The sequence below is a fragment of the Streptomyces sp. NPDC006012 genome (genome assembly GCF_042871185.1).
In the GTDB taxonomy this organism is placed as follows: Bacteria; Actinomycetota; Actinomycetes; order Streptomycetales; family Streptomycetaceae; genus Streptomyces.
Genome location: NZ_JBIAIE010000009.1, coordinates 212,923 through 237,289 on the forward strand (window position 1 = coordinate 212,923; position 24,367 = coordinate 237,289).

At 70.2% G+C, this 24,367-nt stretch carries 19 protein-coding genes and 3 pseudogenes; 10 read left to right on the top strand and 12 right to left on the bottom strand.

Going from position 1 to position 24,367, the window contains the following annotated elements:
* Positions 1–43: 43 nt before the first annotated feature.
* The 3 genes from ACFYPJ_RS19040 (at position 44) to ACFYPJ_RS19050 (ending at position 4,646) form a co-directional block, all read left to right on the top strand.
* Complete coding sequence (locus tag ACFYPJ_RS19040; protein WP_389018080.1) at positions 44–2,059, top strand: TerD family protein; 2,016 nt, start codon at positions 44–46, stop codon at positions 2,057–2,059.
* Positions 2,060–2,281: 222 nt separating this feature from the next.
* On the top strand, positions 2,282–3,280 hold the full coding sequence (locus ACFYPJ_RS19045) for a TerC family protein (protein ID WP_389018082.1): 999 nt from the start codon (positions 2,282–2,284) through the stop codon (positions 3,278–3,280).
* A gap of 268 nt (positions 3,281–3,548) precedes the next feature.
* A complete protein-coding gene (locus ACFYPJ_RS19050; protein ID WP_389018085.1) occupies positions 3,549–4,646 on the top strand; it encodes a calcium:proton antiporter in 1,098 nt (365 codons plus the stop codon).
* Here the strand turns inward: ACFYPJ_RS19050 and ACFYPJ_RS19055 are convergent.
* Both ACFYPJ_RS19055 and ACFYPJ_RS19060 read right to left on the bottom strand, forming a co-directional pair.
* Positions 4,636–5,940, bottom strand: a complete 1,305-nt coding sequence (locus tag ACFYPJ_RS19055) for an MFS transporter (RefSeq protein WP_389018088.1) — start codon at positions 5,938–5,940, stop codon at positions 4,636–4,638. The genes ACFYPJ_RS19050 and ACFYPJ_RS19055 overlap by 11 nt on opposite strands.
* A gap of 60 nt (positions 5,941–6,000) precedes the next feature.
* Positions 6,001–7,047: a S66 peptidase family protein gene (locus ACFYPJ_RS19060; protein ID WP_389018091.1), complete on the bottom strand. Its 1,047-nt coding sequence runs from the start codon at positions 7,045–7,047 to the stop codon at positions 6,001–6,003.
* 101 nt (positions 7,048–7,148) lie between these two features.
* Here ACFYPJ_RS19060 and aroQ point away from each other — a divergent pair, with 101 nt between their 5' ends.
* A complete protein-coding gene (gene aroQ, locus ACFYPJ_RS19065) occupies positions 7,149–7,622 on the top strand; it encodes a type II 3-dehydroquinate dehydratase (RefSeq protein WP_389018094.1) in 474 nt (157 codons plus the stop codon).
* Between the two features lie 124 nt (positions 7,623–7,746).
* Here aroQ and ACFYPJ_RS19070 read toward each other — a convergent pair whose 3' ends face one another.
* The 6 genes and pseudogenes from ACFYPJ_RS19070 to ACFYPJ_RS19095 all read right to left on the bottom strand — a co-directional run bounded on the left by ACFYPJ_RS19070 (position 7,747) and on the right by ACFYPJ_RS19095 (position 12,988).
* On the bottom strand, positions 7,747–8,514 hold the full coding sequence (locus tag ACFYPJ_RS19070; protein WP_389018097.1) for an amino acid ABC transporter ATP-binding protein: 768 nt from the start codon (positions 8,512–8,514) through the stop codon (positions 7,747–7,749).
* Positions 8,511–9,440, bottom strand: a complete 930-nt coding sequence (locus tag ACFYPJ_RS19075) for an amino acid ABC transporter permease (protein WP_389018100.1) — start codon at positions 9,438–9,440, stop codon at positions 8,511–8,513. Before ACFYPJ_RS19075 ends, ACFYPJ_RS19070 begins: the two co-directional genes overlap by 4 nt.
* The gene (locus tag ACFYPJ_RS19080) at positions 9,437–10,318 is read right to left on the bottom strand and encodes an ABC transporter substrate-binding protein (protein WP_389018103.1); all 882 of its coding nucleotides are present in this window, start codon (positions 10,316–10,318) and stop codon (positions 9,437–9,439) included. Before ACFYPJ_RS19080 ends, ACFYPJ_RS19075 begins: the two co-directional genes overlap by 4 nt.
* Positions 10,319–10,926: 608 nt before the next feature.
* Positions 10,927–11,106 (bottom strand): annotated as a pseudogene (locus tag ACFYPJ_RS19085) (MBL fold metallo-hydrolase); the annotation flags it as partial.
* A gap of 141 nt (positions 11,107–11,247) precedes the next feature.
* On the bottom strand, positions 11,248–12,453 hold the full coding sequence (locus tag ACFYPJ_RS19090) for an NADH:flavin oxidoreductase (protein WP_389018105.1): 1,206 nt from the start codon (positions 12,451–12,453) through the stop codon (positions 11,248–11,250).
* Between the two features lie 70 nt (positions 12,454–12,523).
* A complete protein-coding gene (locus ACFYPJ_RS19095; RefSeq protein ID WP_389018108.1) occupies positions 12,524–12,988 on the bottom strand; it encodes a PhoD-like phosphatase N-terminal domain-containing protein in 465 nt (154 codons plus the stop codon).
* A gap of 495 nt (positions 12,989–13,483) precedes the next feature.
* Between ACFYPJ_RS19095 and ACFYPJ_RS19100 the strand changes: the two genes are divergently transcribed.
* From ACFYPJ_RS19100 to ACFYPJ_RS19120, 5 genes and pseudogenes are all read left to right on the top strand, one after another.
* Entirely contained in the window at positions 13,484–13,675 is a 192-nt protein-coding gene (locus tag ACFYPJ_RS19100; RefSeq protein ID WP_389018203.1) for a hypothetical protein, read from the top strand.
* A pseudogene (locus ACFYPJ_RS19105) lies at positions 13,636–14,977 on the top strand (MMPL family transporter); the annotation flags it as partial. The gene ACFYPJ_RS19100 and the pseudogene ACFYPJ_RS19105, both read left to right, overlap by 40 nt.
* Before the next feature lie 134 nt (positions 14,978–15,111).
* Entirely contained in the window at positions 15,112–15,435 is a 324-nt protein-coding gene (locus tag ACFYPJ_RS19110) for a hypothetical protein (RefSeq protein WP_389018111.1), read from the top strand.
* The gene (locus ACFYPJ_RS19115) at positions 15,413–16,597 is read left to right on the top strand and encodes a streptophobe family protein (protein WP_389018114.1); all 1,185 of its coding nucleotides are present in this window, start codon (positions 15,413–15,415) and stop codon (positions 16,595–16,597) included. The genes ACFYPJ_RS19110 and ACFYPJ_RS19115 overlap by 23 nt, the downstream gene beginning before the upstream one ends.
* Positions 16,525–17,226: pseudogene (locus tag ACFYPJ_RS19120) on the top strand (sensor histidine kinase); the annotation flags it as partial. The gene ACFYPJ_RS19115 and the pseudogene ACFYPJ_RS19120, both read left to right, overlap by 73 nt.
* 185 nt (positions 17,227–17,411) lie before the next feature.
* Here ACFYPJ_RS19120 and ACFYPJ_RS19125 read toward each other — a convergent pair.
* Together ACFYPJ_RS19125 and ACFYPJ_RS19130 are read right to left on the bottom strand one after the other, a co-directional pair.
* Positions 17,412–18,065, bottom strand: a complete 654-nt coding sequence (locus ACFYPJ_RS19125) for an MBL fold metallo-hydrolase (RefSeq protein WP_389018117.1) — start codon at positions 18,063–18,065, stop codon at positions 17,412–17,414.
* 46 nt (positions 18,066–18,111) lie between these two features.
* Positions 18,112–18,801: a maleylpyruvate isomerase family mycothiol-dependent enzyme gene (locus ACFYPJ_RS19130; RefSeq protein WP_389018120.1), complete on the bottom strand. Its 690-nt coding sequence runs from the start codon at positions 18,799–18,801 to the stop codon at positions 18,112–18,114.
* 223 nt (positions 18,802–19,024) lie between these two features.
* Here ACFYPJ_RS19130 and uvrA point away from each other — a divergent pair, with 223 nt between their 5' ends.
* The gene (gene uvrA, locus ACFYPJ_RS19135; protein ID WP_389018122.1) at positions 19,025–22,087 is read left to right on the top strand and encodes an excinuclease ABC subunit UvrA; all 3,063 of its coding nucleotides are present in this window, start codon (positions 19,025–19,027) and stop codon (positions 22,085–22,087) included.
* A gap of 220 nt (positions 22,088–22,307) precedes the next feature.
* Here the strand turns inward: uvrA and ACFYPJ_RS19140 are convergent, their stop codons facing one another.
* Positions 22,308–23,219, bottom strand: coding sequence for a carbohydrate kinase (locus ACFYPJ_RS19140; RefSeq protein WP_389018124.1), 912 nt, complete (start codon positions 23,217–23,219; stop codon positions 22,308–22,310).
* On the bottom strand, positions 23,216–24,349 hold the full coding sequence (locus tag ACFYPJ_RS19145; protein ID WP_389018126.1) for a LacI family DNA-binding transcriptional regulator: 1,134 nt from the start codon (positions 24,347–24,349) through the stop codon (positions 23,216–23,218). Before ACFYPJ_RS19145 ends, ACFYPJ_RS19140 begins: the two co-directional genes overlap by 4 nt.
* Positions 24,350–24,367 lie beyond the last annotated feature (18 nt).

Below are 24,367 nucleotides of genomic sequence, written 5' to 3' on the forward strand. Positions count from 1 at the left end.
CACCGGAGAGCGACGCACGACACCAGGACACAGGGGGAAGGCGATGACGGCCGAACTGGTGCGGGGGCAGAACCACCCGCTGTCCCGGGCCCGGTTCGGGATCCGGATCTCGGCCGGGGCGCCGGTCGTGGCGGGCGCCGTGCTCGGCAACGTGGACGGCCGGGCGCCCGGCGACGAGGGGGTCGCACACCCGGGCGCGCCCACGCTGCCGGGTATCGAGGTGTCCAGGCAGGCTGCCGCCGATCACCGGCTCGCCGTGGACCTGGCGGCCGTCCCCGAGGCCGTGCACCGGGTCAGCGTGCTGCTCGCCCTGCCGTCCGGCGCGGGCGGGCCGCTCCGCTTCGGCGGCCTCACCGCCCCGGCAGCGGCGGTCACCGGCCTCGACGGCACGGAGATCGCCCGCTACACCCTGACCGGCCTGGACACCGAGTCGGCCGTCGTCGCGCTGGAGCTGTACCGCAGACAGGACGCCTGGAAGGTGCGCGCCGTCGGACAGGGGTACGCGGGTGGTCTCGCCGAACTCTTCACGGACCTGGGCGTGCCCCGGGCCGACGAACTCGCGGGCGGCATCCAGGAGGCGGTGGCCCGGGGGGCGGCCCGGTCGGTCGCGGCGCCGCCGCGACCGGCGGACGGCGACCGCATCCGCCGGGCACCGGCACCCGCGGCCGGCACCGACCAGCCGGGCCCCGTGTCCCGAGCCGTCACCGAACCGGCCGCGCCGCGATCCGCCCATCCGTACGAGGCACCCAGCCCCGGCCCGGCACCGGTGTCCGGCGGACCGGGGGAGTACCCGAACGAGGGCGGAACGACAGGCGCGGTGCAGCCACCTGCGGACGGCAGCGGCCCGATCGACTACACCCACCCGAACCGCAGACACGCGATGCCGCCACCGCCTCCGCCGCAGGCGCCACCCGTTCCGCCGGGCTCGCCCGCACCTCCGATCGCCGGCGACGCGGCCGGTTGGTCCCTGAACGAGCGGCTGTACAACCAGGTCTGGGGCATGTTCGAGGACCTGGCCCGGACGACGGCCGCCTACCGCAGCGCGGTCGACTTCGCGGACTCCCGCATGGAGAAGGAACTGGACCAGATCCTCGCCGACCCGCGCAGCAGACTCGGCTCGGTGGGCGACGCCGCGCGGGAGGCGGCCCGTGCCGAACGTGCTCAGCTCGTCGACCAGGCCGCGGCGGCCCTCGACCGTGACCTGGTCCAGCTCACCGCCGAGGCCGAGGTCGTCGAACCCGCGCTCCCGCCTGCGTACGCCCGCTGGGACAACCCCGTCTGGCACGGCTACCGGGTACCGACCGAGCCTCCGATGGCCCTGCGGTTGGGCGACCTCCACCTGCCGGAGCGCCCGGCGCTGCGCATACCGTTGCTGGTCCGGTTGCCCCTGGAGCGGGGCATGTGGATCGACAGCGGGGCCGAGCCGGGGGGTGGCTTCTTCCTGGACGCCACCGATATGCGGCAGCGGGCGATGGAGACGGCAGTGGCGGTCGCGGCCCGGATGCTCGCCGCGCATCCGGCGGGTGAGGTCGCCGTCCACGTGATCGATCCGGCGGGTTCGGCGGCCCGGCCCCTCGCTCCGCTGGTTCGGGCCGGTGTACTGGCCGATCCGCCCGCCGCCGGTGCGGCGGGCGTGAGACAGATCCTGGGGCAACTCGCCCAGCGCGTCGACCTGGTGCAGATGGCGCTGCGCGGCGGTGCCGCCGATGCGCTGCCGCCGGACCTCGACACCGCCCAGCACCTGCTCATCGTCAACGACTTCCCGCACGGATTCGACGACCGGGCCGTCACAGCGTTGCGTTACCTCGCGGATGAGGGTCCGTCCGTCGGGGTGCACCTGCTGATGGTTGCGGCCCGTCAGGACGCCACCGCCTACGGACCTTTGCTGCATCCGCTGTGGCGTTCGCTCATGCGACTCACGCCGGTTCCCGACGACCATCTCGCCGACCCGTGGGTCGGTCATGCCTGGACGTACGAGCCATCGCTCGTCCCACCCGGCAGCCAGGTGCTCGACCATGTGCTCACTCAGGTGGTCAGCGCCCGAACCAAGATCAGGTAAAGGCCTCTGACCAGGTCATTTGATCAAATTTTTGCCAATTGCTTTACCTTTACTTGGTGATTGGGGTACTGTCTTCCGTACGGAGGGGAGTACTCCCTGTCTGCTGCGGCGTACCCGTCAATACGGATCGGACCAGATCCCGGGGCGTCGGCCCAACCCGGGTGGAAGAGACCTCCGACAGCGACCACGCCGACTCTTTGCCGTTCACGTATCGGAGGCGCAGTGGATGTATCCGTGGCCCTGTGGGTCCTGACCATCGCGGGGCTCGCCGCCCTGATCTCGGTCGACTTCTTCATCGGCCGCAAACCCCACGACGTGTCGATCAAGGAAGCGGGCATCTGGACGGTGGTCTGGATCGCCCTGGCCGGACTCTTCGGGCTCGGCCTGCTGGTCTTCGCCGGTGGTCAGCCGGCCGGCGAGTTCTTCGCGGGCTTCATCACCGAGAAATCGCTGAGCGTCGACAACCTCTTCGTCTTCGTCCTGATCATGGCGAAGTTCGCGGTGCCCTCGCGGTACCAGCAACGGGTGCTGCTCGTCGGTGTCCTCATAGCCCTGGTCCTGCGGGCGGTCTTCATTGCGGCCGGAGCCGCGATCATCGCGAGCTTCTCCTGGGTCTTCTACCTCTTCGGTGCCTTCCTGATCTGGACCGCCTGGAAGCTGATCCAGGAGGCCATGGCGGGCGAGGAAGAGGAGGAGTACGAGGAGAACAAGCTGCTCAAGGCCGTCGAGCGCAGATTCGGCGTGGCCGACCACTACCACGACACCAAGCTGTGGATCCGGCAGAACGGCAAGCGCGTCATGACGCCGATGCTCGTCGTGATGCTCGCGATCGGTACGACCGACGTGCTGTTCGCGCTGGACTCCATCCCCGCGATCTTCGGTCTGACGCAGGACCCGTACATCGTCTTCACCGCCAACGCCTTCGCCCTGATGGGTCTTCGCCAGCTGTACTTCCTCATCGGCGGACTGCTGAGGAAGCTGGTTCACCTCTCCTACGGCCTGTCCGTCATCCTCGGCTTCATCGGCGTCAAGCTGGTACTGCACGCCCTGCACGAGTCCGGGGTGCACGTCCCGGAGATCAGCATTCCGGTCTCGCTCGCCGTGATCTGCGGTGTCCTGATCGTCACCACGGTCACCAGCCTGATGGCCACCAGGAGACAGGCTGCGGCCGAAGCGGCGAAATCGCCCGGCGAAGGCTCGAAGAACAGCGTCGACGCATGACCGGGGCGAACGCCGACCTCTGACCGCGACGAACGCCGTAAGAGCCGGAGGCGGGGGCGGTGCGTCTCGCAGGACCGCCCCCGCCGCCAGAGCCGCGCGTGGCGGTGGGGCTCCCCGCCCGACCGTGGGAGACCGGGCGGATTCAGACCACCGCGCCGGACACCCCGAAAACCGAACACCCTGAGTCGCGCCCCGCCCCGTACCGACTTGGCTATGCGCGGAAAAAGACCGGAATGCGAACCATGTAAGCCTCTGCAACGATCACCGCATGATCTCTCGGCTCAGGCCGCTCACTCAGTGGACGTTCCTCGTGCCGGTGCTCGCGGTCGTCCTGCTCGTCTTCACCTGGGGCCGCAGTCTGCCCGGCGCGCTCGTCGCGCTGATGACCGTGGTCCTCGCCGGGTCCGTCCTGGCAGCCGTGCACCACGCCGAGGTGGTCGCCCACCGGGTGGGCGAACCGTTCGGTTCCCTCGTCCTCGCCGTCGCCGTCACGATCATCGAGGTCGCCCTGATCGTCACCCTCATGGTCGACGGCGGTGACAAGAGTTCAACGCTTGCCCGAGACACCGTCTTCGCCGCGGTGATGATCACCTGTAACGGAGTGGTGGGCCTCTCCCTCCTCGTCGGTTCCCTGCGCCATGGCACCGCCGTCTTCAACCCGGAGGGCACGGGAGCCGCCCTCGCCACGGTTGCGACCCTGGCGACCCTCAGCCTGGTGCTGCCGACCTTCACCACCAGCAAACCGGGCCCCGAGTTCTCCGGGGTGCAACTGACCTTCGCGGCGCTTTCCTCGCTGATTCTCTACGGACTGTTCGTGGCCACGCAGACCGTCCGGCACCGTGACTACTTCCTGCCGATCACCCGCCACGGCGAGGTGATCTCAGCGGAAGACCACGCGGTGGCGCCCTCCGCGCGCACGGCCTTTACCAGCCTCAGCTTTCTGGGTCTGGCCCTGGTCGGCGTGGTCGGTCTCGCCAAGGGCGTGTCGCCGACCATCGAGTCCGGTGTGGCGGCCGCGGGCCTGCACCACGCCGTCGTCGGCGTGATCATCGCGCTGCTCGTGCTGCTTCCCGAGACCATCGCCGCGCTCCGCTCCGCCCGTCGTGACCGTGTGCAGACCAGCCTCAACCTCGCCCTCGGCTCGGCGATGGCAAGCATCGGGCTGACCATCCCGGCCGTCGCCCTTGCTTCCATCTGGCTCTCCGGACCGCTGGTGCTCGGCCTCGGTGCCACGCACATGCTGCTGCTCGCCCTGACCGTGGTCGTCAGCTCCCTGACCGTAGTGCCGGGCCGGGCCACGCCCCTGCAGGGCGGGGTGCACCTGGTGCTGTTCGCGGCGTATCTGGAACTGGCGATCAACCCGTGACCGGCTCGGTCGCCACCGCGGGCACCGGCCGGGTCTCCGGCAGCAGGGCGAAGCACCCGAGGCTGAGCAGCGCAACCCCGGTCAGGTAGGCGCCCACGCCCCAGGGCACACGTCCCGAGTTCTCGGCGAGCGCCGTGGCCACGATCGGCGTGAGCGCGCCCCCGAGGACGCCGCCGAGGTTGTAGCCCACCGCGGCGCCGGTGCAGCGCAGCCGGGCCTCGTACAACTCCGGCAGGTACGCGGCGATCACCGCGAACATGGTGATGAACGCGATCAGCGCGCCGAGGAAGGCGAGGAAGATGAGCAGCGGCTCGCCGGTGGCCAGGAGCGCGACCATGGGGAACATCCACAGGGCGGCGGCCGCGCACCCGGTCAGGCACATGGACCGCCGTCCGTAGCGATCGCCGAGCAGGGCCATCAGGGGTGTCAGCGCCCCCTTGACCACCACGGCGGCCATGACACAGGTCAGCATGACGGTGCTGCTCACTCCGAGCCGCTCCGTCCCGTAGGCGAGGGACCACGTGGTCACGGCGTAGAACACGGCGTACCCCACCGAGAGCGCCCCCGCCGTCAGCAGGACCAGCCGCCAGTGGTGCCGGAAGACGTCGAGGAGCGGTACGCGCGCGTGCTCCTCGATGTCCAGGAACCGGGGGCTCTCGGCGAGCGACGACCGCAGCCACAGTCCCCCCAGGGCGAGCAGCCCGGCACTCCAGAACGGCACGCGCCAGCCCCACTGCGCGAACTGGGCATCGGACAGTGACGTCGACAGGGCGAGCATCACGCCGTTGGCGAGTGTGAAGCCCAGTGAGGGGCCCACCTGGGGAAAACTCGACCACAGGACGCGCCGCTCGGGGGGTGCGTGCTCCGCGGTCAGCAGGACCGCCCCGCCCCACTCCCCGCCGAGCCCCAGCCCCTGCAGGAAGCGCAGCAGGAGCAGCAGCACCGGAGCGGCCACCCCGATCGTCGAGTACGTCGGCAGACATCCCACCCCGACCGTCGACACGCCGGTGAGCAGCAGCGAGAGGATGAGGACCGGTCGCCGGCCGCGACGGTCTCCCATGTGCCCGAACAGGACGGAACCCAGTGGCCGGGCCACGAACCCGACGCCGAACGTCGCGAACGCCGCCAGGGTGCCCGCCAGTGGCGAGAACGTCGGGAAGAACAGCGGGCCGAGGACGAGGGCCGCCGCGGTCCCGTAGACGAAGAAGTCGTAGAACTCGATCGCGCTCCCGACGAGTGAGGCGGCAGCGAGCCGCAGCATGGAAGGTGCCCTGACGGTGTGTACATCGTGCATGCCGCGTCAACTACCCACAGTGACGGGCAGTTACGGGGGCGCGCGGAGGTGAGGCGTGCGTCAGTAGGTGACTGTGATGCGCCGGGCCGGGCCGTCGACGCGAATCGTTCCTCCATAGGGGAGCACGAGCTGAGGGTCGGTGTGGCCGAAGTCGACGTCGAAGACGACGGGCATGTCCGGGGCGTACGCCCGCAGCGCGCGGCACACGGCCTCGCGCTGCTCCGCGACATGACGCGCCGCCTCCTGCGGGCTGTTGGGCCGCTGGAGCGACCATGCCTTGGCACGGCCCATCAGCAGGGCGGAGAACCGTTGCAGCAGACCGCGCTCGCCGAAGTTCCGCAGGGCGCGGAACACCTCCGTGCCGCTGGGCAGGTCCTCGGAGGTCTCCAGGAACAGCACTCCGCCGTCGTACTCCGAGAGGTCGTGTGCGATCTCCCGGTCGGCCATCAGCAGCCAGCCGAGGATCTCCAGGTTCCCGCCCCAGCCGCGGCCCTCGACCACCTGGCCGGTGTTCAGCCACGTCCATCCGGTGCCGGGACGGCTGGCCGGCTCCGCGCCGAAGGTGGCCGGGTCGGCCCAGTCGCCGTTGACATCCGTCCAGTGCTCGGCGGGCCGCAACTCGTAGGCCCCGGACGTGAACAGTGCGGCTCTCAGGGACTTCGCGGTCTGCGGGTGCATGGTGCCCGGCCGGCCCAGTTCGCACATCACCGACGCTCCGTGGTAACCGACGATCCCGGTGTTGTACAGGAACGCGAGCAGGTTCGTGTTGTCGCTCATCCCGAAGAACGGCTTCGGGTGAGCCCGGATCAGTTCCCGGTCCAGCAGCGGCAGCACGGTGATCTGGTCGTCCCCGCCGATCGAGGCGATGACCGCCCGGACGTCCGGGTCGGCGAAGGCGGCGTGGATGTCGTCGGCCCGCTCCTGAGGCGTTGCGCCCATCTTCCGGGTCGTCGGATACTCGACCGGCACAAGTCCATAGTCCTCACGCAGCCGTTCCAACCCCAGTTCGTACGGGCGCGGGAAGAGTTCTGGCAGGCCGGCCGAGGGCGAGACCACCGCGATGCGGTCGCCGGGCGAGGGCTTCGGGGGGTACGCGATCGTGGGCATGCCGCGAGAGTAGGGCCGGCCGCGGCGCCGGCGCACCGTGATAAACCGGGTCCGAGCGGCGGTCGCCGTCGTACCGCCCACCCCGACGGACCGGAGGAACCGTGCCCCGCACCCTGGCCAACGCCCCGATCATGATCCTCAACGGGCCCAACCTGAACCTGCTCGGCCGACGCCAGCCCGAGATCTACGGCTCCGACACACTCGCCGACATCGAGGCCCTGTGCGCCAAGGCCGCGGGAGCGCACGGCGGCACGGTGGACTTCCGGCAGTCCAACCACGAGGGCGAGCTGGTCGACTGGATCCACGAGGCCCGGCTCGACCACTGCGGGATCGTCATCAACCCGGGTGCCTACTCGCACACGTCCATCGCGATCCTGGACGCGCTCAACGCCTGCGACGGGCTGCCCGTGCTGGAGGTCCACATCTCCAACATCCACAAGCGTGAATCGTTCCGTCACCACTCGTACGTCTCCCTGCGTGCGGACGGCGTCATCGCGGGATGCGGAGTACAGGGGTACGTGTTCGGTGTGGAGAGGGTCGTCGCGCTGGCCGGTGCGGCACAGGCCGACGCATAGGTTTGAAAGCCGGCCGACGTCTTAATGCGGTCGATGACTCGGACGGTGTCCTTCTTGGAGGACACCGACTGCCGTTCCGAAGCCGTCCCTCAAGGCGACCGGTGTCCTGAGGGCGACCGAAGGGTCAAAGGCGGCCTGCCTCCACGATCCGCCGCAGGAAGCGCCGGGTGCGCTCCTGGCGGGGGTCCTCGAAGACCTGCTCGGCGGTGCCCCGTTCCAGCACGACACCTTCGTCCAGAAAACAGACCTGGTCGGCCACGTCCCGGGCGAAGCCCATCTCGTGCGTCGCGAGCACCATCGTCATCCCGTCGTCCTTCAAATCCCGGACCACGGTGAGCACCTCGCCCACCAGCTCGGGATCGAGAGCCGCGGTGATCTCGTCGAGCAGCAGCAGCCGCGGACGCACCGCCAGAGCGCGCACGATCGCCACGCGCTGCTGCTGGCCGCCGCTCAGCCGGTCCGGGTACGCCCGGGCCTTGTCGCCCAGACCGAGCCGCTCCAGCAGCTCAACGGCGCGCTCCTGGGCCGCCGCGCGCGACACGCCGTGCACCCGGCGTGGTGCGAGCGTGATGTTGTCCAGCACCGTCATGTGCGGAAAGAGGTTGTACGCCTGGAAGACCACGCCGATCCGGCGTCGTACCGCGTCCTGGTCGGTCCGGGGGGCGGTGATCTCCTCGCCGTCCAGCCAGATCGCCCCGTCGTCGATCTCCTCCAGGAGGTTGGCGCAGCGCAGCAGCGTGGACTTGCCGGAGCCGGAGGCGCCGATCAGCGCCGTCACGGTGTGCGGGGCGACCTCCAGATCGACGTCCCGCAGGACGACCGAGCCTCCGAAGGTCTTGCGGACGGACTCCATCCGCAGCACGGGGGAGCCGTCGGCCTGTGGGGTGCTCATGTCGTGCCTCCCTGGGTCCGCTGCTGGTCCATCCGTGCCGTCACCCAGTCCGTGAAGCGGGTCATCGGGATGGTCAGCGCGACGAACAGCAGCCCCGCGACGATGTACGGCGTGTAGTTCAGACTGCGGCCCACGATGATGTCGGCGGCCCGCACGGCGTCCACCGCGCCGCCGATGGAGACGAGACCGGTGTCCTTCTGGAGCGACACGAGATCGTTGAGCAGCGGCGGCACCTGGCGGCGCACGGCCTGCGGCAGCACCACGTGGCGCAGCGCCTGCCGGTTGGTCAGGCCGAGCGAACGGGCGGCGGCCCGCTGCGAGGGGTGCACGGACTCGATGCCGGCGCGGAACACCTCGGCGACGTACGCCGCATACGTCAGTGTCAGCGCCGTGCCGCCCAGCAGCACGGGGTCGACCGTCACGCCCTGGAGGCGCAGCGCCGGGACGCCGAGCACCACGATCATCAGATTGATGATCAGCGGCAGTCCGCGGAAGAAGTCGGTGTACGCGGCGGCCAGTACCCGCAGTGGGAAGAACACCGGTCCGCGCAGCGTACGCGCGACGGCGATCAGCATGCCGAGGACCAGGACGGCCACGCCGCAGACGAGCAGCAGCCGGACGTTCAGCCACAGCCCTTCGAGGATCTTGGGGAACGCCTCGCGCGCGTACTGCCCGTCGAAGAACGTTTCCCTGGTACGCGGCCAGCCGGGCGCGTTGACGACGACCAGATACAGGACGACACCCGTGGCCAGTGTCGACAGCGCCGCGACGGCCGTGGCGCGTCGCGCCCGGACCCGCTTGTGGCGCTCACGGTCGAGCCGCCGCCACGACGGGACGTAGACGTCGCCTGCCTGCGTGCCGCCACCGGAGAGGTCGCCCTCGCCGTACGCGTCCTCCCGGCCGGACTGGTCCTTTGCCACGGTCACTTGAGCACCGGGGCGTCGACCGCGTCCGACAGCCACTGCTTCTCGATGCCGGCGAGCGTGCCGTTCTCACGCAGCGCGTCGACGGCCTGGGTGACACATGGGGTGAGTGCGCTGCCCTTGTCGAGGACCAGGCCGAACTGCTCGGGCGTGCCGCCCTGGTTCTCGAACTGGCCGACTGTCTCGGCGTTCGTGATCTCGGCGGCGGTGATGTAGAAGGCGGTGGGCAGGTCGGTGACGACGGCGTCGACCTGGCCGTTCTTCAGGGCGGACTTGGCCTGGTCGTTCTTGGCGTACACGGCCGGTTCCTGCGTCGGCCGCACCAGGTCGGTGATGTAGTCGAGGCTGGTGGAACCCACCTGGGCGCCCAGCTTCAGGCCCCTCAGACCGGCGATGCCGGTCGTCCTCGCGGCCTTCGAGCCCTTGAGCGCGATGACGGCCTGGCGCACGTCGTAGTAGCCGGAGGAGAAGTCCACGGCCTTGGTGCGCTCGGTGCTGACGGACACCTGGTTGATGTCGAAGTCGAAGGTCTTGACCCCGGGCGCGAATGCCTTGTTGAAGGGGACCCTCTGCCAGACGACGGAATTCCTGTCGTACCCGAGTTGTCGCGCCACGGCGTAGGCGACCGCCGACTCGAAGCCCTTCCCGTTGGCGGGCTCGTCGTCCTTGAACCATGGCTCGTAGGCGGGTTCGTCCGTCGCGACGGTCAGTCTGCCGGGTTTCTTGGTGTCCAACCCGCCCTTGGCGCAGGCGGCTCCGGAAGAACCGGACGGCGTGGTGGCCGCCTCGTCCTCCGGCTGCGGAGCGCAGCCGACGGCGGTGACCAGCAGGGCTAAGGCGGCGGCGACGGCGCCGTACAGCGCACGGGGGGCAAGGTACATGGCGGGAGAGTGGCAGCGAACGGCACGTTTGTCGAGGTCATGACGGTCCTTGTCCGCATGCTGGGAACGGGTGTTGCCGGTGTGTGAACGCCGCGCGTGACCCGCCCGCTGCCCGGGCTCCCTGCCGTCCGGGCCGCCCGCCGCCTGGGCCGCCGGCCGAGGGCGGGATGGAAGTGGCCGACGGCCCGTACCGCTCAGGAGCCGTCATCCTGCGCGGGGCTGCTTCCAGTTGACTGCGCATCGGCGCGCTCCGGGAGCGCGCAGAGGGAGTCGGCGTGTGTGAAGGGTTCACACGGGGCGCGCACCGTGAACTCGCGCGGGGCGTGCGTGCCGGGTGCGCGCCGGATGCAGGGCAAGGGATCGCGCGCTGTGTGCTCGTGGCAGGCGCGTGCGCGGGGCATGACTAGCGTCGAGCTCGCGCCGGTCGTGCGCCTCCGCGCTTCCCGCGGGCCTCCCCGCGCGCGGCCGAGTCTCCGGCGAGGTGGTCGGCCGCGGCGGAGAAGACCGTCGGCCTCCCCACGCGCGGGTCTCCGCCGATCCGGCCCTGCCGATCCGCGGTCGATTCCGGTTGCTCCTGAGGCGGGATTTCTCTCATCCCGCCCGGCCGATCACCACCCGCGCGCGTGCCACTCCGGAAGATGCGGCCGTTCCGCACCCAGCGTGGTGCAGTTGCCGTGGCCCGGGTAGACCCAGGTCTCGTCCGGCAGCGCGTCGAAGATCTTCGTCTCGACGTCGTGGATCAGGCTCGCGAACGCCTCGGGGTCCTTGCGCGTGTTGCCCACGCCGCCCCGGGAAGGCCGGGGGAGCGAGCCGGGCCCACCGAGCTGATCGGCCTGTTGGCCGCGGCGGTGGCGCTGGTTATGCGCGGCCGGGGCCCAAGTGCGACCCTGGCGCCTCGCCCTGCCGAAAGGCGATGCGGGGATGCCGGGTCAACGCCGGGGAGCAGGCTCCGGGTCCACGAGCACGCAGCGGGTGCCGCTGTAGATGGTGGGCATGCAGCGGTTGCAGTGGACGCACAGGGACGTGCTGCTGGTTCCGGCCGTGTAGCGGTTGACCAGGTCTGGCTCGCGCAGCAGGGCGCGGCCCATGGCCACGAAGTCGAAGCCCTCGGACATGGCCCGCCATGCGGTGTCGAGGTCGGCGATGCCGCCGAGCAGGATCAGCGGCAGGTCGAGTGCAGCGCGGAACTGGCGGGCCGACTCCAGCAGGTACGCCTCCTGGTAGGGGTACTCGATCAGGAAGCGTCTGCCGAACGCCTGCACCCCGAGCCGCTGCGGCTGCGGGAAGGCGGCGGCGAAATGGCGTACTGGCGCTTTGCCACGGAAGAGGTACATCGGATTGAGCAGGGAGCTGCCTGCGGTGAGCTGCAGCGCGTCGACCGTACCGTCGTCCTGGAGCCACCGTGCGACCTGCAGACTCTCGTCCAGCCAGATGCCCCCGGGGACGCCGTCGTCCATGTTCAGCTTGGCGGTGATGGCGAGCCGGTCGCCGACCGCGTCGCGCACCGCGCGGGCGGCCCCGCGCGCCACCGCGGCCCGGTTGGCGAGGCTGCCGCCGTACCGGTCCCGGCGCCGGTTGAGTTTGGGGCTGAGGAACGCGCTGGCGAAGTAGTTGTGCCCGAGATGGATCTCCACGGCGTCGAAGCCGGAAGCGACGGCGACCTTCGCGGCCTCACCGTGCGCCCGGATGATCCGGGAGATGTCGGCCTCGGTGGCGGCCCTGGTCGTCCTCATGCTCAGTGGACTGAACCGGCGTGTGGGGCCGAGCGCCGGGGCGCGGTTGGAAGCGGCGTCGGCGACCGGTCCGGCGTGGCCGATCTGGGCCGACACCGCGGCGCCTTCGGCGTGCACAGCGCCTGTCAGGCGGCGCAGGCCGGGGACGGCTTCGGGGCGCATCCAGATCTGGCGACGCTCGGTGCGGCCCTCCGGGGCCACCGCCAGATAGGCGACGGTGGTCATGCCCACTCCGCCGGCTGCGGGTCTGCGGTGGTACTCGATCAGCCGGTCGGTGACCAGCGCGTCCGGGGTGGCGCCCTCGAAGGTCGCAGCTTTGACAATGCGGTTGCGCAGAGTCAGCGGCCCGAGCCGCGCCGGGGCGAGGACATCGGGGACATCACGAGGAGCCGATGTGACCATCAGTCAGACATCCTTTCTGCGCGCACAGACGACGGAACGGATCCCGCACCAGCAGCGCAATGACGGCATATCAGTTCGGGTCGTTCGGAGCTCCGACTGCCGAAGACTGGTCCGTGCCAGGCCGGGCAGTCGCGCCCCGCAGGAGACCACAGTCTTCGTGCACTTTCAATAACGAGTCGGGATGTGCAGACGCCGAACCGCACGGCAGCCTGGGAGCTGGGCAGCGGAGCGGTGCGGGTGCGGCCGATCGGTGAGGTCTGTTCTGGTTCCCTGCCTGAAACCGGTAGTGGTAAGTGCGGGCAGCACGTAAGCCGTTCACGTCGATGTGCACTGTGTGGTCGCGGTCGGCATCGGTTCGGACCGTGCCGGTTCGTACGGTGCGCTGGAAGGCAGGGTCTTCGGAGACCTTCCATTTCACGTCGGTGGCTGGTCCGCTGTTGTGGCCGGGCATGCTCGCCGGCGTAGGGGTGACGCGCGTCCAGATGATCACGCGATCGTGCATCGGGTCTCCGGAAGCGACGCCGTGCGCGAACATCTGCGGCGTCGCGGCGGTTCAGGCCGGGGGCGGGCTCGGCGGCTGAAGCTTCGGACGCGTGGGGCGCGCCGATGGCGGCGGCGCCCGAAGCGGCGGTCACGAGGCGAATAAACACACGGCGGCGCAGTGGAAGAGCCGGCATGCCGAGAAACGTAGCCTCAAAGATCAATTACAAGGCGATCGGCGGGAAAACTCTCTGGAAGTTGTAAGCCATTCTCAAGAAGTCATAAGGGAGTGGTGCCAACCGGATTGGTGAACGATCACCGGACAACACCGGTGCCGATCTCACCTCCGTGCACTGGCGAGATACTCGGTGAACTTCCTGTGAATTACGGCATGGTGATTGCGACCATGCCTGCGATGCCGCCGCCTCGGTTGTGCGGTGACGGCCGGATCTCTCAGGAAGCTCCCAGAATCTCTGAGGATGTGGTCAGGGAGGGCTGACAGCGTCGGTGCCTGTTCCGATGAGCCTCGATCTGACTTGGAGCTCTTGCTTTGGCCACGTTCCTTTCCAGACTGGGCCGGTTCTCCTACCGGAGGCGCTGGCTGGTCGCGTTGCTGTGGGTGGTACTGCTCGTGGGGGCGGGGGTGCTGGCCGGGCGGGCTCCCGCCGCCCCGCCGAACGACTTCTCGATGCCGGGTACGGAGGCGCCGCCGCGGCCGGTACGGTCGTCGTCGCGGTGCTGATCGCCGTCACCCTGGTCCCTGCGCTGCTCGGGATCTGCGGCCGCCGGATCGGTCCGGCCCGCCCGAGGCGCCGAGGGAAGGACAAGGAGGGCCCGCCGCGACCGAGCATGGGCGTGCGCTGGGCCCGGTTCGTCGTCAAGCGGCCCGTTGCTGTCCTCCTGGGCGGTGTCGCCCTGCTCGGCGTGATCGCGGTTCCGGCGGCTTCCCTGAAGATGGGCCTGCCGGGCGACGACAGCAAGCCCGTCTCGACGACACAGCGCCGAGCCTACGACCTGGTCGCCGAAGGCTTCGGCCCAGGCTTCAACGGCCCGCTGACGGCGGTCGTCCAGGCCGACGACGGCGGCAGCGCCCAGGCTGCAGCCAAGAGCGTCGCCAAGCAGATCGACGGCAGGAAGGATGTCGCCGCGGTGGGGCAGCCGCAACTGAGCAAATCCGGCGACACCGCAGTAGTGACCATCGTCCCAGCGGCGTCGCCGGCCGGCTCGGAGACGGCCGACCTCGTGCACGCGCTGCGCGCCCGGCGCTCGCGAGCGGGAGCGATGCCCGCGTGCTGGTCGCCGGTACGACGGCGATGAACGTCGACGTCTCGCAGAAACTGTCCGACGCCCTGATCCCGTACCTCGCACTCGTGGTCGGTCTGGCGTTCCTGCTCCTCATCGCCGTCTTCCGGCCGCTCCTCGTCCCGCTCAAGGCGGCCCTGGGATTCCTGCTCTCGGTCCTGGCCGGCCTCGGCGCGGTGGTTGCGGTCTTCCAGTGGGGCTGGCTGGCCGCTGCCTTCGGCGTTGCGGAACCGGGACCGGTGATGTCGATGATGCCGATCTTCATGGTGGGCGTCGTCTTCGGCCTCGCCATGGACTACGAGGTGTTCCTGGTGACCAGGATGCGCGAGGCGTACGTGCACGGGCAGTCGCCGTCGGACTCCGTGATCAGCGGATTCGAGCACAGTGCGCGCGTGGTGACCGCCGCTGCTGTGATCATGATCTCGGTGTTCGCCTCGTTCATGGGCTCCGACGAGCAGATGCTCAAGACCATCGGCTTCGGTCTCGCGGTCGCTGTCCTCTTCGACGCGTTCGTCGTCCGCATGGCGCTTGTACCGGCCGTCCTGGCCCTGCTCGGCCGAGGCCCTGGCGCCTGCCCAGATGGCTGGACCGACTTGTGCCCGACCTGGATGTCGAGGGCGAGCGGCTCGAACGAGAACCTGGCAAGCCCACGGCGACGGACCTCGAAGCGCTGTACGGCGGAGGACCGGACTCCGTCGTCGAAACCGCGGGAAGCGGATTCGGGCCCGGCTCCGGCAGCTGAGCCCGCCCTCCGCCAGGGCCCGTACGCCCGCACCGAGGCTCATGCGTCTCGATCCCGCGTCCGCGTCCACGGGGCGGCGGCCCCCTCCCGCCGCCCCGTACTCCCTCCCGAACCCGCTACACAGGAGCTTGCCCATGTCCTCCGCCCCGCCGTACTCCGCTCCTCCCGGTTCGCCCTGGCGCCACGCCCTCGAAGGAGCCCTCTCCGTCGCGATCGCCGTCGTGGCCATGGCCGCCGTCGCGTGGGCGGCGGTGACCCTGCTCGGTGCCGACGCAGTCGCACCGGTCTCCCGCCTGGTGCCGATGACGGTGAGCATGGCCGTCGGCGGCGGCGTCGTTGTGGAGTCGGCTCCCCCCGCCGAGTCCGCCCACGGCGGAGGGCTGGGCGGCGGCGGCCTCGGGGGGGCTGCTCGGAGGACTCGGCGGACGTGGCGGCATGAGTCTCGGGCTGACCGGTGAGGCCGCGCTGACCCCGCTGACCCTGACCTTCCTGGGCATGGCCGTCCTGACGATCGCCTTCTTCCGGCCCCTGCGCCGGCGGCAGAGGACCGCCCCTGCGCTGCTGTGGGCCCGGTGCGGCGGGGCACTGGCGACCACGGCGGTGGCCTTCCCGGTCGTTGCCGCGATGGCCCAGGGCACGGCTCGGCTGCCCGAGAGCGTGACTGAACGGTTCGGCAAGGGTGCGTCGTCCGGAGCGCTCAGCCGGTTCACCGGTGGCGGTGGCGGTGGCGGGGGTCTCACCAAGGGACTGTCCTCGGTGATGTTCGAGACCGATGCCGTGGCGACCGCCTTCCTCGGCCTGCTGTGGGTGGGCGTCGTCCTCGCCGTCGGCTGCGTCGCGGCCCGCCGTACGACACTGCCCCGCCCTCTCGCCCTGAGCCGGATGCGGCTGAAGTGGAACGCCGTCACCTCCACTCTGACCGGGACCGCCGCAGTGCTGTGCTGCTCGACCCTCGCTGTCGCGGTTCTGGCCGGGGCCGTTGCCCTGACCGGCCGGGACCAGGCGGCGAAGGCGGCGGGCCTGTTGCTGCTCGTCGGCCCCAACCTGATCGCCGTATTGCTCACCACCGGCCTCGGCAAGTTCTGGGAGGCGGGCATGCACCGCCTGCAGTCCGACGGCGGAGGGATGCTCGGCATGCTCGGCGGCGGAGCCCAGGGCGACACGGCGGGCACGGACAGGTCCGTCGACGTCAGCGGATGGTCAGGTGCCGGCGTGCCGCTGTGGCTGATCGCCGTGGTCCTCATGCTGTTCCTCCTGACGATCGCCGGGTACGTGGCCGCCGCCCGCACCCCGGCGCGCACACCCCGGGAGGACTCCGAGGCCCTGCTCGACCGGCACGTGGAGATCGCCCTGCGCATGGGCATCGTGGTCGGCATCGCTGCCCTGGCGCTCCCGTGCACCGCGCAGCAGCTCCCGGACGGTGGGCTCGTCGTCGACGACGAGCAGGCGGTCGGGGCGACCCGAGGAGTGCGAGGGAGGCATGGGTGCCGCCATGGTGTGGATCGCCGCCTTCACGGACACGGGACTGGGCTGACAAGGTCTTCGTCGGCATCAAGGGCTACACCGACCTCTACCGCATGGGAGCACTGCCCACCCGCGAGGACATCGACCAGACCATGACACGGATCGCCGCGGAGTCCGAACGCCTCACCCGGCTCGTCGAGGAGATGTTCCTCCTCGCCCGCCTGGACGAGGACATTCACCTGCCGGCCACCTACACCGGCCGGGAACCGGCCTTCGCTCTCGACCTAGCCCCCATGGACCTGCGCACCCTCGCCGCCGACGCCCTCCACGACGTACGCGCCCTGGACACCACCCGCCCGGTCACCCTCACCGGCCCCGGCGGCGGCAAGCCCGTCACCGCTCCCGCCATCGCCGACGAGGCCCGGCTCCGCCAGGTCGTCCCCCACCTCATCGGCAACGCCGTCACCCACACCCCGCCCGGCACCCCCATCCGCATCTGTGTCGGCACCGTCGGCCCCCACGCCGTCCTAGAAGTCGCCGACCAGGGCCCCGGCCTCACCCCCGCCGAACGCGAACGGGTATTCGGCCGCTTCTACCGCACCGACGACTCCCGCACCCGCACCACCGGCGGCTCCGGACTCGGCCTCTCCATCGCTCACGCACTCGTCACCGCCCACGGCGGCCGCATCAGCCTCGACACCGCACCCGGGCAAGGCTGCACCTTCCGCATCACGCTGCCCCTGCCCGACCCGTCACATCACGGGATCGCCGACGAGATGACATGAGACAAGACGCTGGGGCAGGCCTCTTTCAGAGTGAGGGCGGGTATCCGACGTGCGCCTTCGAGCGTGACGCTCGTTTGACGCACTCAATACCGCCGCGGAACCGGTGCGGGTGCGGGTGCGGGTGCGGGAACACCAAAGCGGGGCCAGCCCTTTTCAGGGCAGCCCCGCTTGTACGAGGTTCCGGTTCACCAGCCTCGGGCTCTCCACTCCGCCAGGTGCGGGCGTTCGGCACCGAGCGTGGTGTCGTGACCGTGGCCCGGGTAGACCCATGTCTCGTCTGGCAGCTGGTCGAAGAGCTTGGTCTCGATGCCGTTCATCAGCGACTCGAAATCTTCCGGAAGCGTTGTCCTCCCAGGACCGCCCGGGAAGAGGCAGTCCCCGGTGAAGACGTGCGGGTGACCGTGCGGATCGTCGTAGACCAGTGCGATCGAACCCGGGGTGTGCCCCACCAGATGGCGCGCGGTCAGCTCGACCTGCCCCACCCTGATGACATCGCCGTCGTCGACGAGGACGTCGGTCGGTACCGGGATGCCGGAGGCGTCCTCGCGGCCAGCGAACGTACGCGCGCCGGTGGCCGTCACGACCCGGCCGAGGGCCTGCCAGTGGTCACCGTGCCGGTGCGTGGTGACGACGGACGCGATGCCGTCGTCACCGATCATGCCGAGCAGTGTCTCCGCGTCGTTGGCGGCGTCGATCAGCAACTGCTCGTCCGTGGCCCGGCAGCGCAGCAGGTAGGCGTTGTTGTCCATCGGCCCGACCGCGATCTTGGTGATCATCAGGTCCTTGAGCTCGTGCACGTCCGCCGGTCCGCCGACCGTCACCTCTCCCCTGTACATCATGGCCGTCAGCCTATAGCGGTCAGGCCGCCCGAGAACCCCGCCCGGGCTACAGCGGAGGCAGCGCGGGCAGCGGACCGCCCTCGGTCCTGAGCGCGGCGCCGTCGCGCCGGCCGGCGAGCCAGCCGAGCAGGTCGGCGGCCGGACCCTCGACGGCGACCGGACCGCCGCCGGCGCCGCCGCCGGTGGTCCAGATCCGGCCCGCGCCGTCGCCGAGGCGGGTGGCGGGCACGTCCGGGTGACCGCGGAAGCGCTCCGTGAGGAAGTCGATCTCACGGGCCGTGAACTCCGCCGGAACGTCCTCCAGCTCGTACCCGATCCCGAGGTCCACGTGGTGCAGCTCGACCTCGGCCCAGCGCCGGAACGGCACCCGGGACGCCGAGTCGACGACCCCGTTGCGCAGCTCCACCGTCCGCGACCAGTCCGCGGGCACGGCACCCGCGTCCTGGAAGCGGGCCGCGCTCTTGCCGAGATCGGCGAGCTGGGCGTCGAGGGGACGAGGGGCGTCGCGCTCGATGTCGGCGTCGCGGACCTCGGCGGAGAGGTACATGGGCCGCCCCTCCAGGACGTTCACGAGCGCGTCCGCGTTGCGGGCGAGGTGGGCCAGGAGGTGGCCGCGGGTCCAGCCGGGCAGCCGTGACGACTCGCTTACGGCCGCGTTGTCAAGAGCGGCGGCTGCGGTGAGCAGCCGCTCGGACGCGGTACGTACAGACACCAGGTCGTGGACGTGATCAGTCATGGTGCCGACCCTAGTCCGGCCACTCCTTCGGGTGAAGGTTGTGAGCTGGTACCGCAAATCGAATGTGCGTGCTATATCGTCGGGGCTGGCGTCGGGCATGCTGGATGGCCGGGGATTGTTATGCAACCTGGAATCCGACCGGCGTTGTCAGTGGCTCCCCCTAGTCTGAAGAAGCACGGGGGCTCCGCCCCTGTCACTTCTCCGAAGAAAGGTGCGGACCGGCGTGGCCGACCGTCTCATCGTCCGTGGCGCGCGCGAGCACAACCTGAAGAATGTCTCGCTCGACCTGCCGCGTGACTCGCTCATCGTCTTCACGGGCCTGTCGGGGTCGGGCAAGTCCTCGCTGGCCTTCGACACCATCTTCGCCGAGGGGCAGCGGCGCTACGTGGAGTCGCTGTCCTCGTACGCCCGGCAGTTCCTCGGGCAGATGGACAAGCCGGACGTCGACTTCATCGAGGGCCTCTCGCCGGCGGTCTCGATCGACCAGAAGTCGACCTCGCGCAACCCTCGCTCCACGGTCGGCACCATCACCGAGGTCTACGACTACCTGCGGCTCCTCTTCGCCCGCATCGGCAAGCCGCACTGCCCCGAGTGCGGCCGCCCCATCTCGCGTCAGTCGCCGCAGGCCATCGTCGACAAGGTCCTGGAGCTGCCGGAGGGGAGCCGTTTCCAGGTGCTCTCGCCCCTGGTGCGCGAGCGCAAGGGGGAATTCGTCGACCTCTTCGCCGATCTCCAGACCAAGGGCTACAGCCGCGCGCGCGTGGACGGCGATACCATCCAGCTCTCCGACCCGCCGACGCTGAAGAAGCAGGAGAAGCACACCATCGAGGTGGTCGTCGACCGCCTGACGGTGAAGGACTCCGCCAAGCGCCGCCTCACCGACTCCGTGGAGACCGCCCTCGGCCTGGCCGGCGGCATGGTGGTGCTCGACTTCGTCGACCTCCCCGAGGGCGACCCGGAGCGCGAGCGCATGTACTCGGAGCACCTGTACTGCCCGTACGACGACCTGTCCTTCGAGGAACTGGAGCCCCGCTCCTTCTCCTTCAACTCGCCCTTCGGCGCGTGCCCCGAATGCACCGGCATCGGCACGCGCATGGAGGTCGACCCGGAACTGATCGTTCCGGACGAGGACAAGTCCCTCGACGAGGGCGCCATCCACCCCTGGTCGCACGGGCACACCAAGGACTACTTCGGCCGCCTGGTCGGCGCTCTGGCGGATGCGCTGGGGTTCCGCACGGACATCCCCTTCGCCGGCCTCCCGCAGCGCGCGCGCAAGGCCCTGCTGCACGGCCACAAGACGCAGATCGAGGTGCGCTACCGGAACCGATACGGGCGCGAGCGCGTGTACACCACGCCCTTCGAGGGGGCCGTCCCCTTCGTCAAGCGCCGGCACAGCGAGGCCGAGAGCGACGCGAGCCGGGAGCGCTTCGAGGGCTACATGCGTGAGGTGCCCTGCCCGACCTGTGAGGGCACGCGCCTCAAGCCGATCGTCCTCGCGGTCACGGTCATGGGGAAGTCGATCGCCGAGGTCTCCGCGATGTCGATCAGCGACTGCGCGGACTTCCTGGGCGAGCTGACGCTGAGCGCCCGCGACAAGAAGATCGCCGAGCGAGTGCTGAAGGAGGTCAACGAACGACTGCGGTTCCTGGTCGACGTCGGCCTGGACTACCTCTCGCTGAACCGCGCGGCAGGCACGCTCTCCGGCGGCGAGGCCCAGCGCATCCGCCTGGCCACCCAGATCGGCTCCGGACTGGTCGGCGTCCTGTACGTCCTCGACGAACCGTCGATCGGCCTGCACCAGCGCGACAACCACCGGCTGATCGAGACCCTGGTCCGGCTGCGCGACATGGGCAACACGCTGATCGTCGTCGAGCACGACGAGGACACCATCAAGGTCGCAGACTGGGTCGTCGACATCGGCCCCGGCGCGGGCGAGCACGGCGGCAAGGTCGTGCACAGCGGCTCACTGAAGGAACTGCTCGCCAACGAGGAGTCGCAGACCGGTCAGTACCTGGCGGGCAGGAAGTCCATCCCGCTGCCCGATGTCCGGCGCCCGCAGGACCCGTCCCGCCGTCTCACGGTGCACGGTGCCCGGGAGAACAACCTCCAGGACATCGACGTGTCCTTCCCGCTGGGCGTGTTCACCGCCGTCACGGGCGTGTCCGGCTCCGGCAAGTCGACCCTGGTCAACGACATCCTCTACACCCACCTGGCCCGTGAGCTGAACGGCGCGCGCAGCGTGCCGGGCCGGCACACGCGTGTGGACGGCGACGACCTCGTCGACAAGGTCGTTCATGTCGACCAGTCGCCCATCGGCCGTACCCCGCGGTCCAACCCGGCGACCTACACCGGCGTCTTCGACCACGTCCGCAAGCTGTTCGCCGAGACGACCGAGGCGAAGGTCCGCGGCTACCTGCCCGGCCGCTTCTCCTTCAACGTCAAGGGCGGCCGCTGCGAGAACTGCGCGGGCGACGGCACGATCAAGATCGAGATGAACTTCCTCCCGGACGTGTACGTGCCGTGCGAGGTCTGCCACGGCGCCCGGTACAACCGGGAGACCTTGGAGGTCCACTACAAGGGCAAGTCCATCGCCGAGGTCCTGAACATGCCGATCGAGGAGGCCCTCGACTTCTTCGAGGCGGTCCCCGCGATCGCCCGCCACCTCAGAACCCTGCACGACGTCGGTCTCGGCTACGTCCGGCTGGGTCAGTCCGCGACCACCCTGTCCGGCGGTGAGGCGCAGCGCGTCAAGCTCGCCAGCGAACTCCAGCGCCGCTCCACCGGCCGCACGGTCTACGTCCTGGACGAACCGACCACCGGTCTGCACTTCGAGGACATCAGCAAGCTGCTCAAGGTCCTGTCCGGCCTGGTCGACAAGGGCAACACGGTCATCGTCATCGAGCACAACCTCGACGTGATCAAGACTGCTGACTGGGTCGTCGACATGGGCCCCGAGGGTGGTGCCGGCGGTGGACTCGTCGTCGCCGAAGGCACGCCGGAGGCGGTCGCCGGGGTGCCCGCGAGCCACACCGGCAAGTTCCTGCGCGAGACCCTCGGCGCGGACCGCATCAGCGACGCGGCCCCGCTTCCGGCACCGCGGCGGGCCGCGGCCAAGAAGACCGTCGCGGCCAAGGCGACCGCGAAGAAGACGGCCACGGCCAGGACGGTGAAGTCCGCCAACAACACGGCGACGAAGAAGGCCGCCGGAGTCACCAAGAAGAAGGCGGCCGGAGTCACCAAGAAGGCGGCACCCGCGAAGAAGGCGACCCGGACGCGCGACGAATGACCATGCGTCCGGCCGTTGCCCAGGTGGCGGCCGGATCCTGACAAGTCCTCAGAAAGCGGTGCCCCGCGGGAACTTCCCGCGGGGCACCGCTCGTTCCATCAACAACCAGCCTGGCTCTGTGGCTTCACCGATGACATGAACCCCAGCACCGGCCGATCCTTGACAACAACACAGAGAAAACAGCCCTTGACGGCACATGTGCTCCCTGCCCCCGCCGCGCCTACAGCTCCCCCAGTTCGGCGGCGTACGGCGGTTCCGCCCCCGCACGCGAGCACGTGATCGCCGCCGCACGCGCCGCCAGCCGCAGCAGCCGCGTCCAGCCGTCCGCCTCCAGACCGGCCAGCCCCTCGGGAGAGAGGGCGTCCTGTGCGGACAGGCCGTGCAACAGGGCGGCGTTCACCGTGTCACCCGCACCGATCGTGTCCACGACGTCGACCTTCTCACCCGGCACGGAGTACTCCGCGCCGTCCCGGGTGAAGGCGGTGAGCCCGTCGCCGCCCCGGGTGATCACCACCGCCGACGGCCCCGCGGCCAGCCACTCCTGCGGGCCGCCGCCCAGCCAACCGGCGTCCTCCTCCGAGAGCTTCAGCAGCGTCACGTGAGGCAGCCAGCTCCGAAAGCGGGCCCGGTAGGCATCCGGGTCCGCGATCAGGCCGGTACGGATGTTCGGGTCGAGCGTGGTGAACAGTCCCTGTCCGGAAGCGGACCGCATCAGTTCCTCATAGGCACTCGCCCCCGGTTCCAGGACGAGTGAACAGGTACCGAAGGACAGGGCACGTGCCCCGGCCGGGAGGGCGGTCGGCGCCGCGAAGAAGCGGTCGGCGGTGCCCTCGACGTAGAACGAATAGGAGGCCGACCCGCTCCCGTCGACGGTGGCGACCGCGAGCGTCGTCGGCTCCGTGCCGCGCTGTACGCCCGAGACGTCCACGCCGGCCCCGCGCAACCCGTCGAGCAGGGCCTCGCCGAACGCGTCGTACGAGGTGCGGGAGCAGAAGGCGGTCGGGGAGCCGAGACGGCCGAGGGCCACGGCCGTGTTGTAGGGGCCGCCGCCTAGCGCCGGCTTCAGGTCCGCCAGGGCTCCCGCACCCTGCGGTACCAAGTCGATCAGGGCCTCACCGGCGACGACGATCACGAGGCGCTTCCTTTCCGAGGCTGCTCGGGGTGATCCGATTGCTGGGACTGCTGTGATGGCTGTGGTCTCTGAGGGGGCTCCAGCGGCCACGGCCTCCTGGAAGGCTCCGGGCAGCCGCACGACGTACGGTGCACCACGGTGCAGGGGAGCCGGATCGTCCGTGCGGGACGGTCCGGTGCGGCCAGGCGGTCCAGCAGCACTCGGATGGCCCGCGCACCGATCTCCCTGCTGGGCTGGGCGATCGCGGTGAGCCGGGGCGAGAACAGGTCGGCCCAGGCGAAGTCGTCGAAGCAGCACAGGGCGAGGTCGTCCGGCACCCGCAGGCCGCGATTGCGGAGGGTCTGCAGGGCGCCGATGGTCATCGCGTTGTTGGCGGTGACCAGTGCCGTGGGCGGAGCGGCGAGGGCCAGCAGCGTCGCCGTCGCGCGCTCGGCGCCGGCCGACTCGGAGTTGCCGTGCACCACAAGGCGTTCGTCATGGGGCAGACCGGCCGCGGCGAGGCCGTGCCGGTAGCCGGTGATTCGCTCGCCGGTGGTGCTGAGCCCGGGCAGGCCGGCGACCAGGCCGATTCGTCGATGGCCGAGTCCGGCAAGGTGGGCGACGACCTGGGCCACGGGCTCCGAGTTCTCGGCGCAGACCTGGTCGAAGGGCGGCACGCCGACGGAGGAATCGTCGAGGGGCTCGTCGATCAGCCGGTCCAGGAACACGGTGGGTACGGCGTGACGGCCCAGGTAGGCGACGAGGTCGCGTGGCTCGGCGGACGGGGCGACGATCACGCCGTCGACGCGCCGCTCGTGAAGCAACCGGACGGCATCGAGTTCGTGCCGTGGGTCGTCGTGGGGGTCGGCGATCAGCAGGCCGTAGCCCTCCGCCAGGGCACCGGCCTCGACGCCCTGCAGGATCTCTGTGAAATAGGGGTTGCTGATCGCCGACACCGCGATCCCGACGGAGCGGGTCCGGGAGGTCACCAGGGAGCGGGCGAGCGTGTTGGGCGTGTAGCCGAGCAGGTCGATCGCGTCCAGCACCGCCTGACGGGTGTGCGGCAGCACCGGGCGCGTGCCGTTCAGCACATGGGAGACGGTGGCCACGGAGACTCCGGCGCTCCGTGCCACGTCGGCCATCGTGGGCATCGCGCTTCCTTCCTGGCG

Bases quoted from the DNA above. Each gene is read 5' to 3' on its own strand.
- ACFYPJ_RS19095 (WP_389018108.1), bottom strand. From the start codon at position 12,988: ATGTTCGCGCACGGCGTCGCTTCCGGAGACCCGATGCACGATCGCGTG.
- ACFYPJ_RS19040 (WP_389018080.1), top strand. From the start codon at position 44: ATGACGGCCGAACTGGTGCGGGGGCAGAACCACCCGCTGTCCCGGGCC.
- ACFYPJ_RS19115 (WP_389018114.1), top strand. From the start codon at position 15,413: ATGAGTCTCGGGCTGACCGGTGAGGCCGCGCTGACCCCGCTGACCCTG.
- ACFYPJ_RS19125 (WP_389018117.1), bottom strand. From the start codon at position 18,065: ATGATGTACAGGGGAGAGGTGACGGTCGGCGGACCGGCGGACGTGCAC.
- ACFYPJ_RS19050 (WP_389018085.1), top strand. From the start codon at position 3,549: ATGATCTCTCGGCTCAGGCCGCTCACTCAGTGGACGTTCCTCGTGCCG.
- ACFYPJ_RS19110 (WP_389018111.1), top strand. From the start codon at position 15,112: ATGTCCTCCGCCCCGCCGTACTCCGCTCCTCCCGGTTCGCCCTGGCGC.
- ACFYPJ_RS19060 (WP_389018091.1), bottom strand. From the start codon at position 7,047: ATGCCCACGATCGCGTACCCCCCGAAGCCCTCGCCCGGCGACCGCATC.
- ACFYPJ_RS19090 (WP_389018105.1), bottom strand. From the start codon at position 12,453: ATGGTCACATCGGCTCCTCGTGATGTCCCCGATGTCCTCGCCCCGGCG.
- ACFYPJ_RS19145 (WP_389018126.1), bottom strand. From the start codon at position 24,349: ATGCCCACGATGGCCGACGTGGCACGGAGCGCCGGAGTCTCCGTGGCC.
- ACFYPJ_RS19070 (WP_389018097.1), bottom strand. From the start codon at position 8,514: ATGAGCACCCCACAGGCCGACGGCTCCCCCGTGCTGCGGATGGAGTCC.
- ACFYPJ_RS19130 (WP_389018120.1), bottom strand. From the start codon at position 18,801: ATGACTGATCACGTCCACGACCTGGTGTCTGTACGTACCGCGTCCGAG.
- ACFYPJ_RS19080 (WP_389018103.1), bottom strand. From the start codon at position 10,318: ATGTACCTTGCCCCCCGTGCGCTGTACGGCGCCGTCGCCGCCGCCTTA.
- ACFYPJ_RS19055 (WP_389018088.1), bottom strand. From the start codon at position 5,940: ATGCACGATGTACACACCGTCAGGGCACCTTCCATGCTGCGGCTCGCT.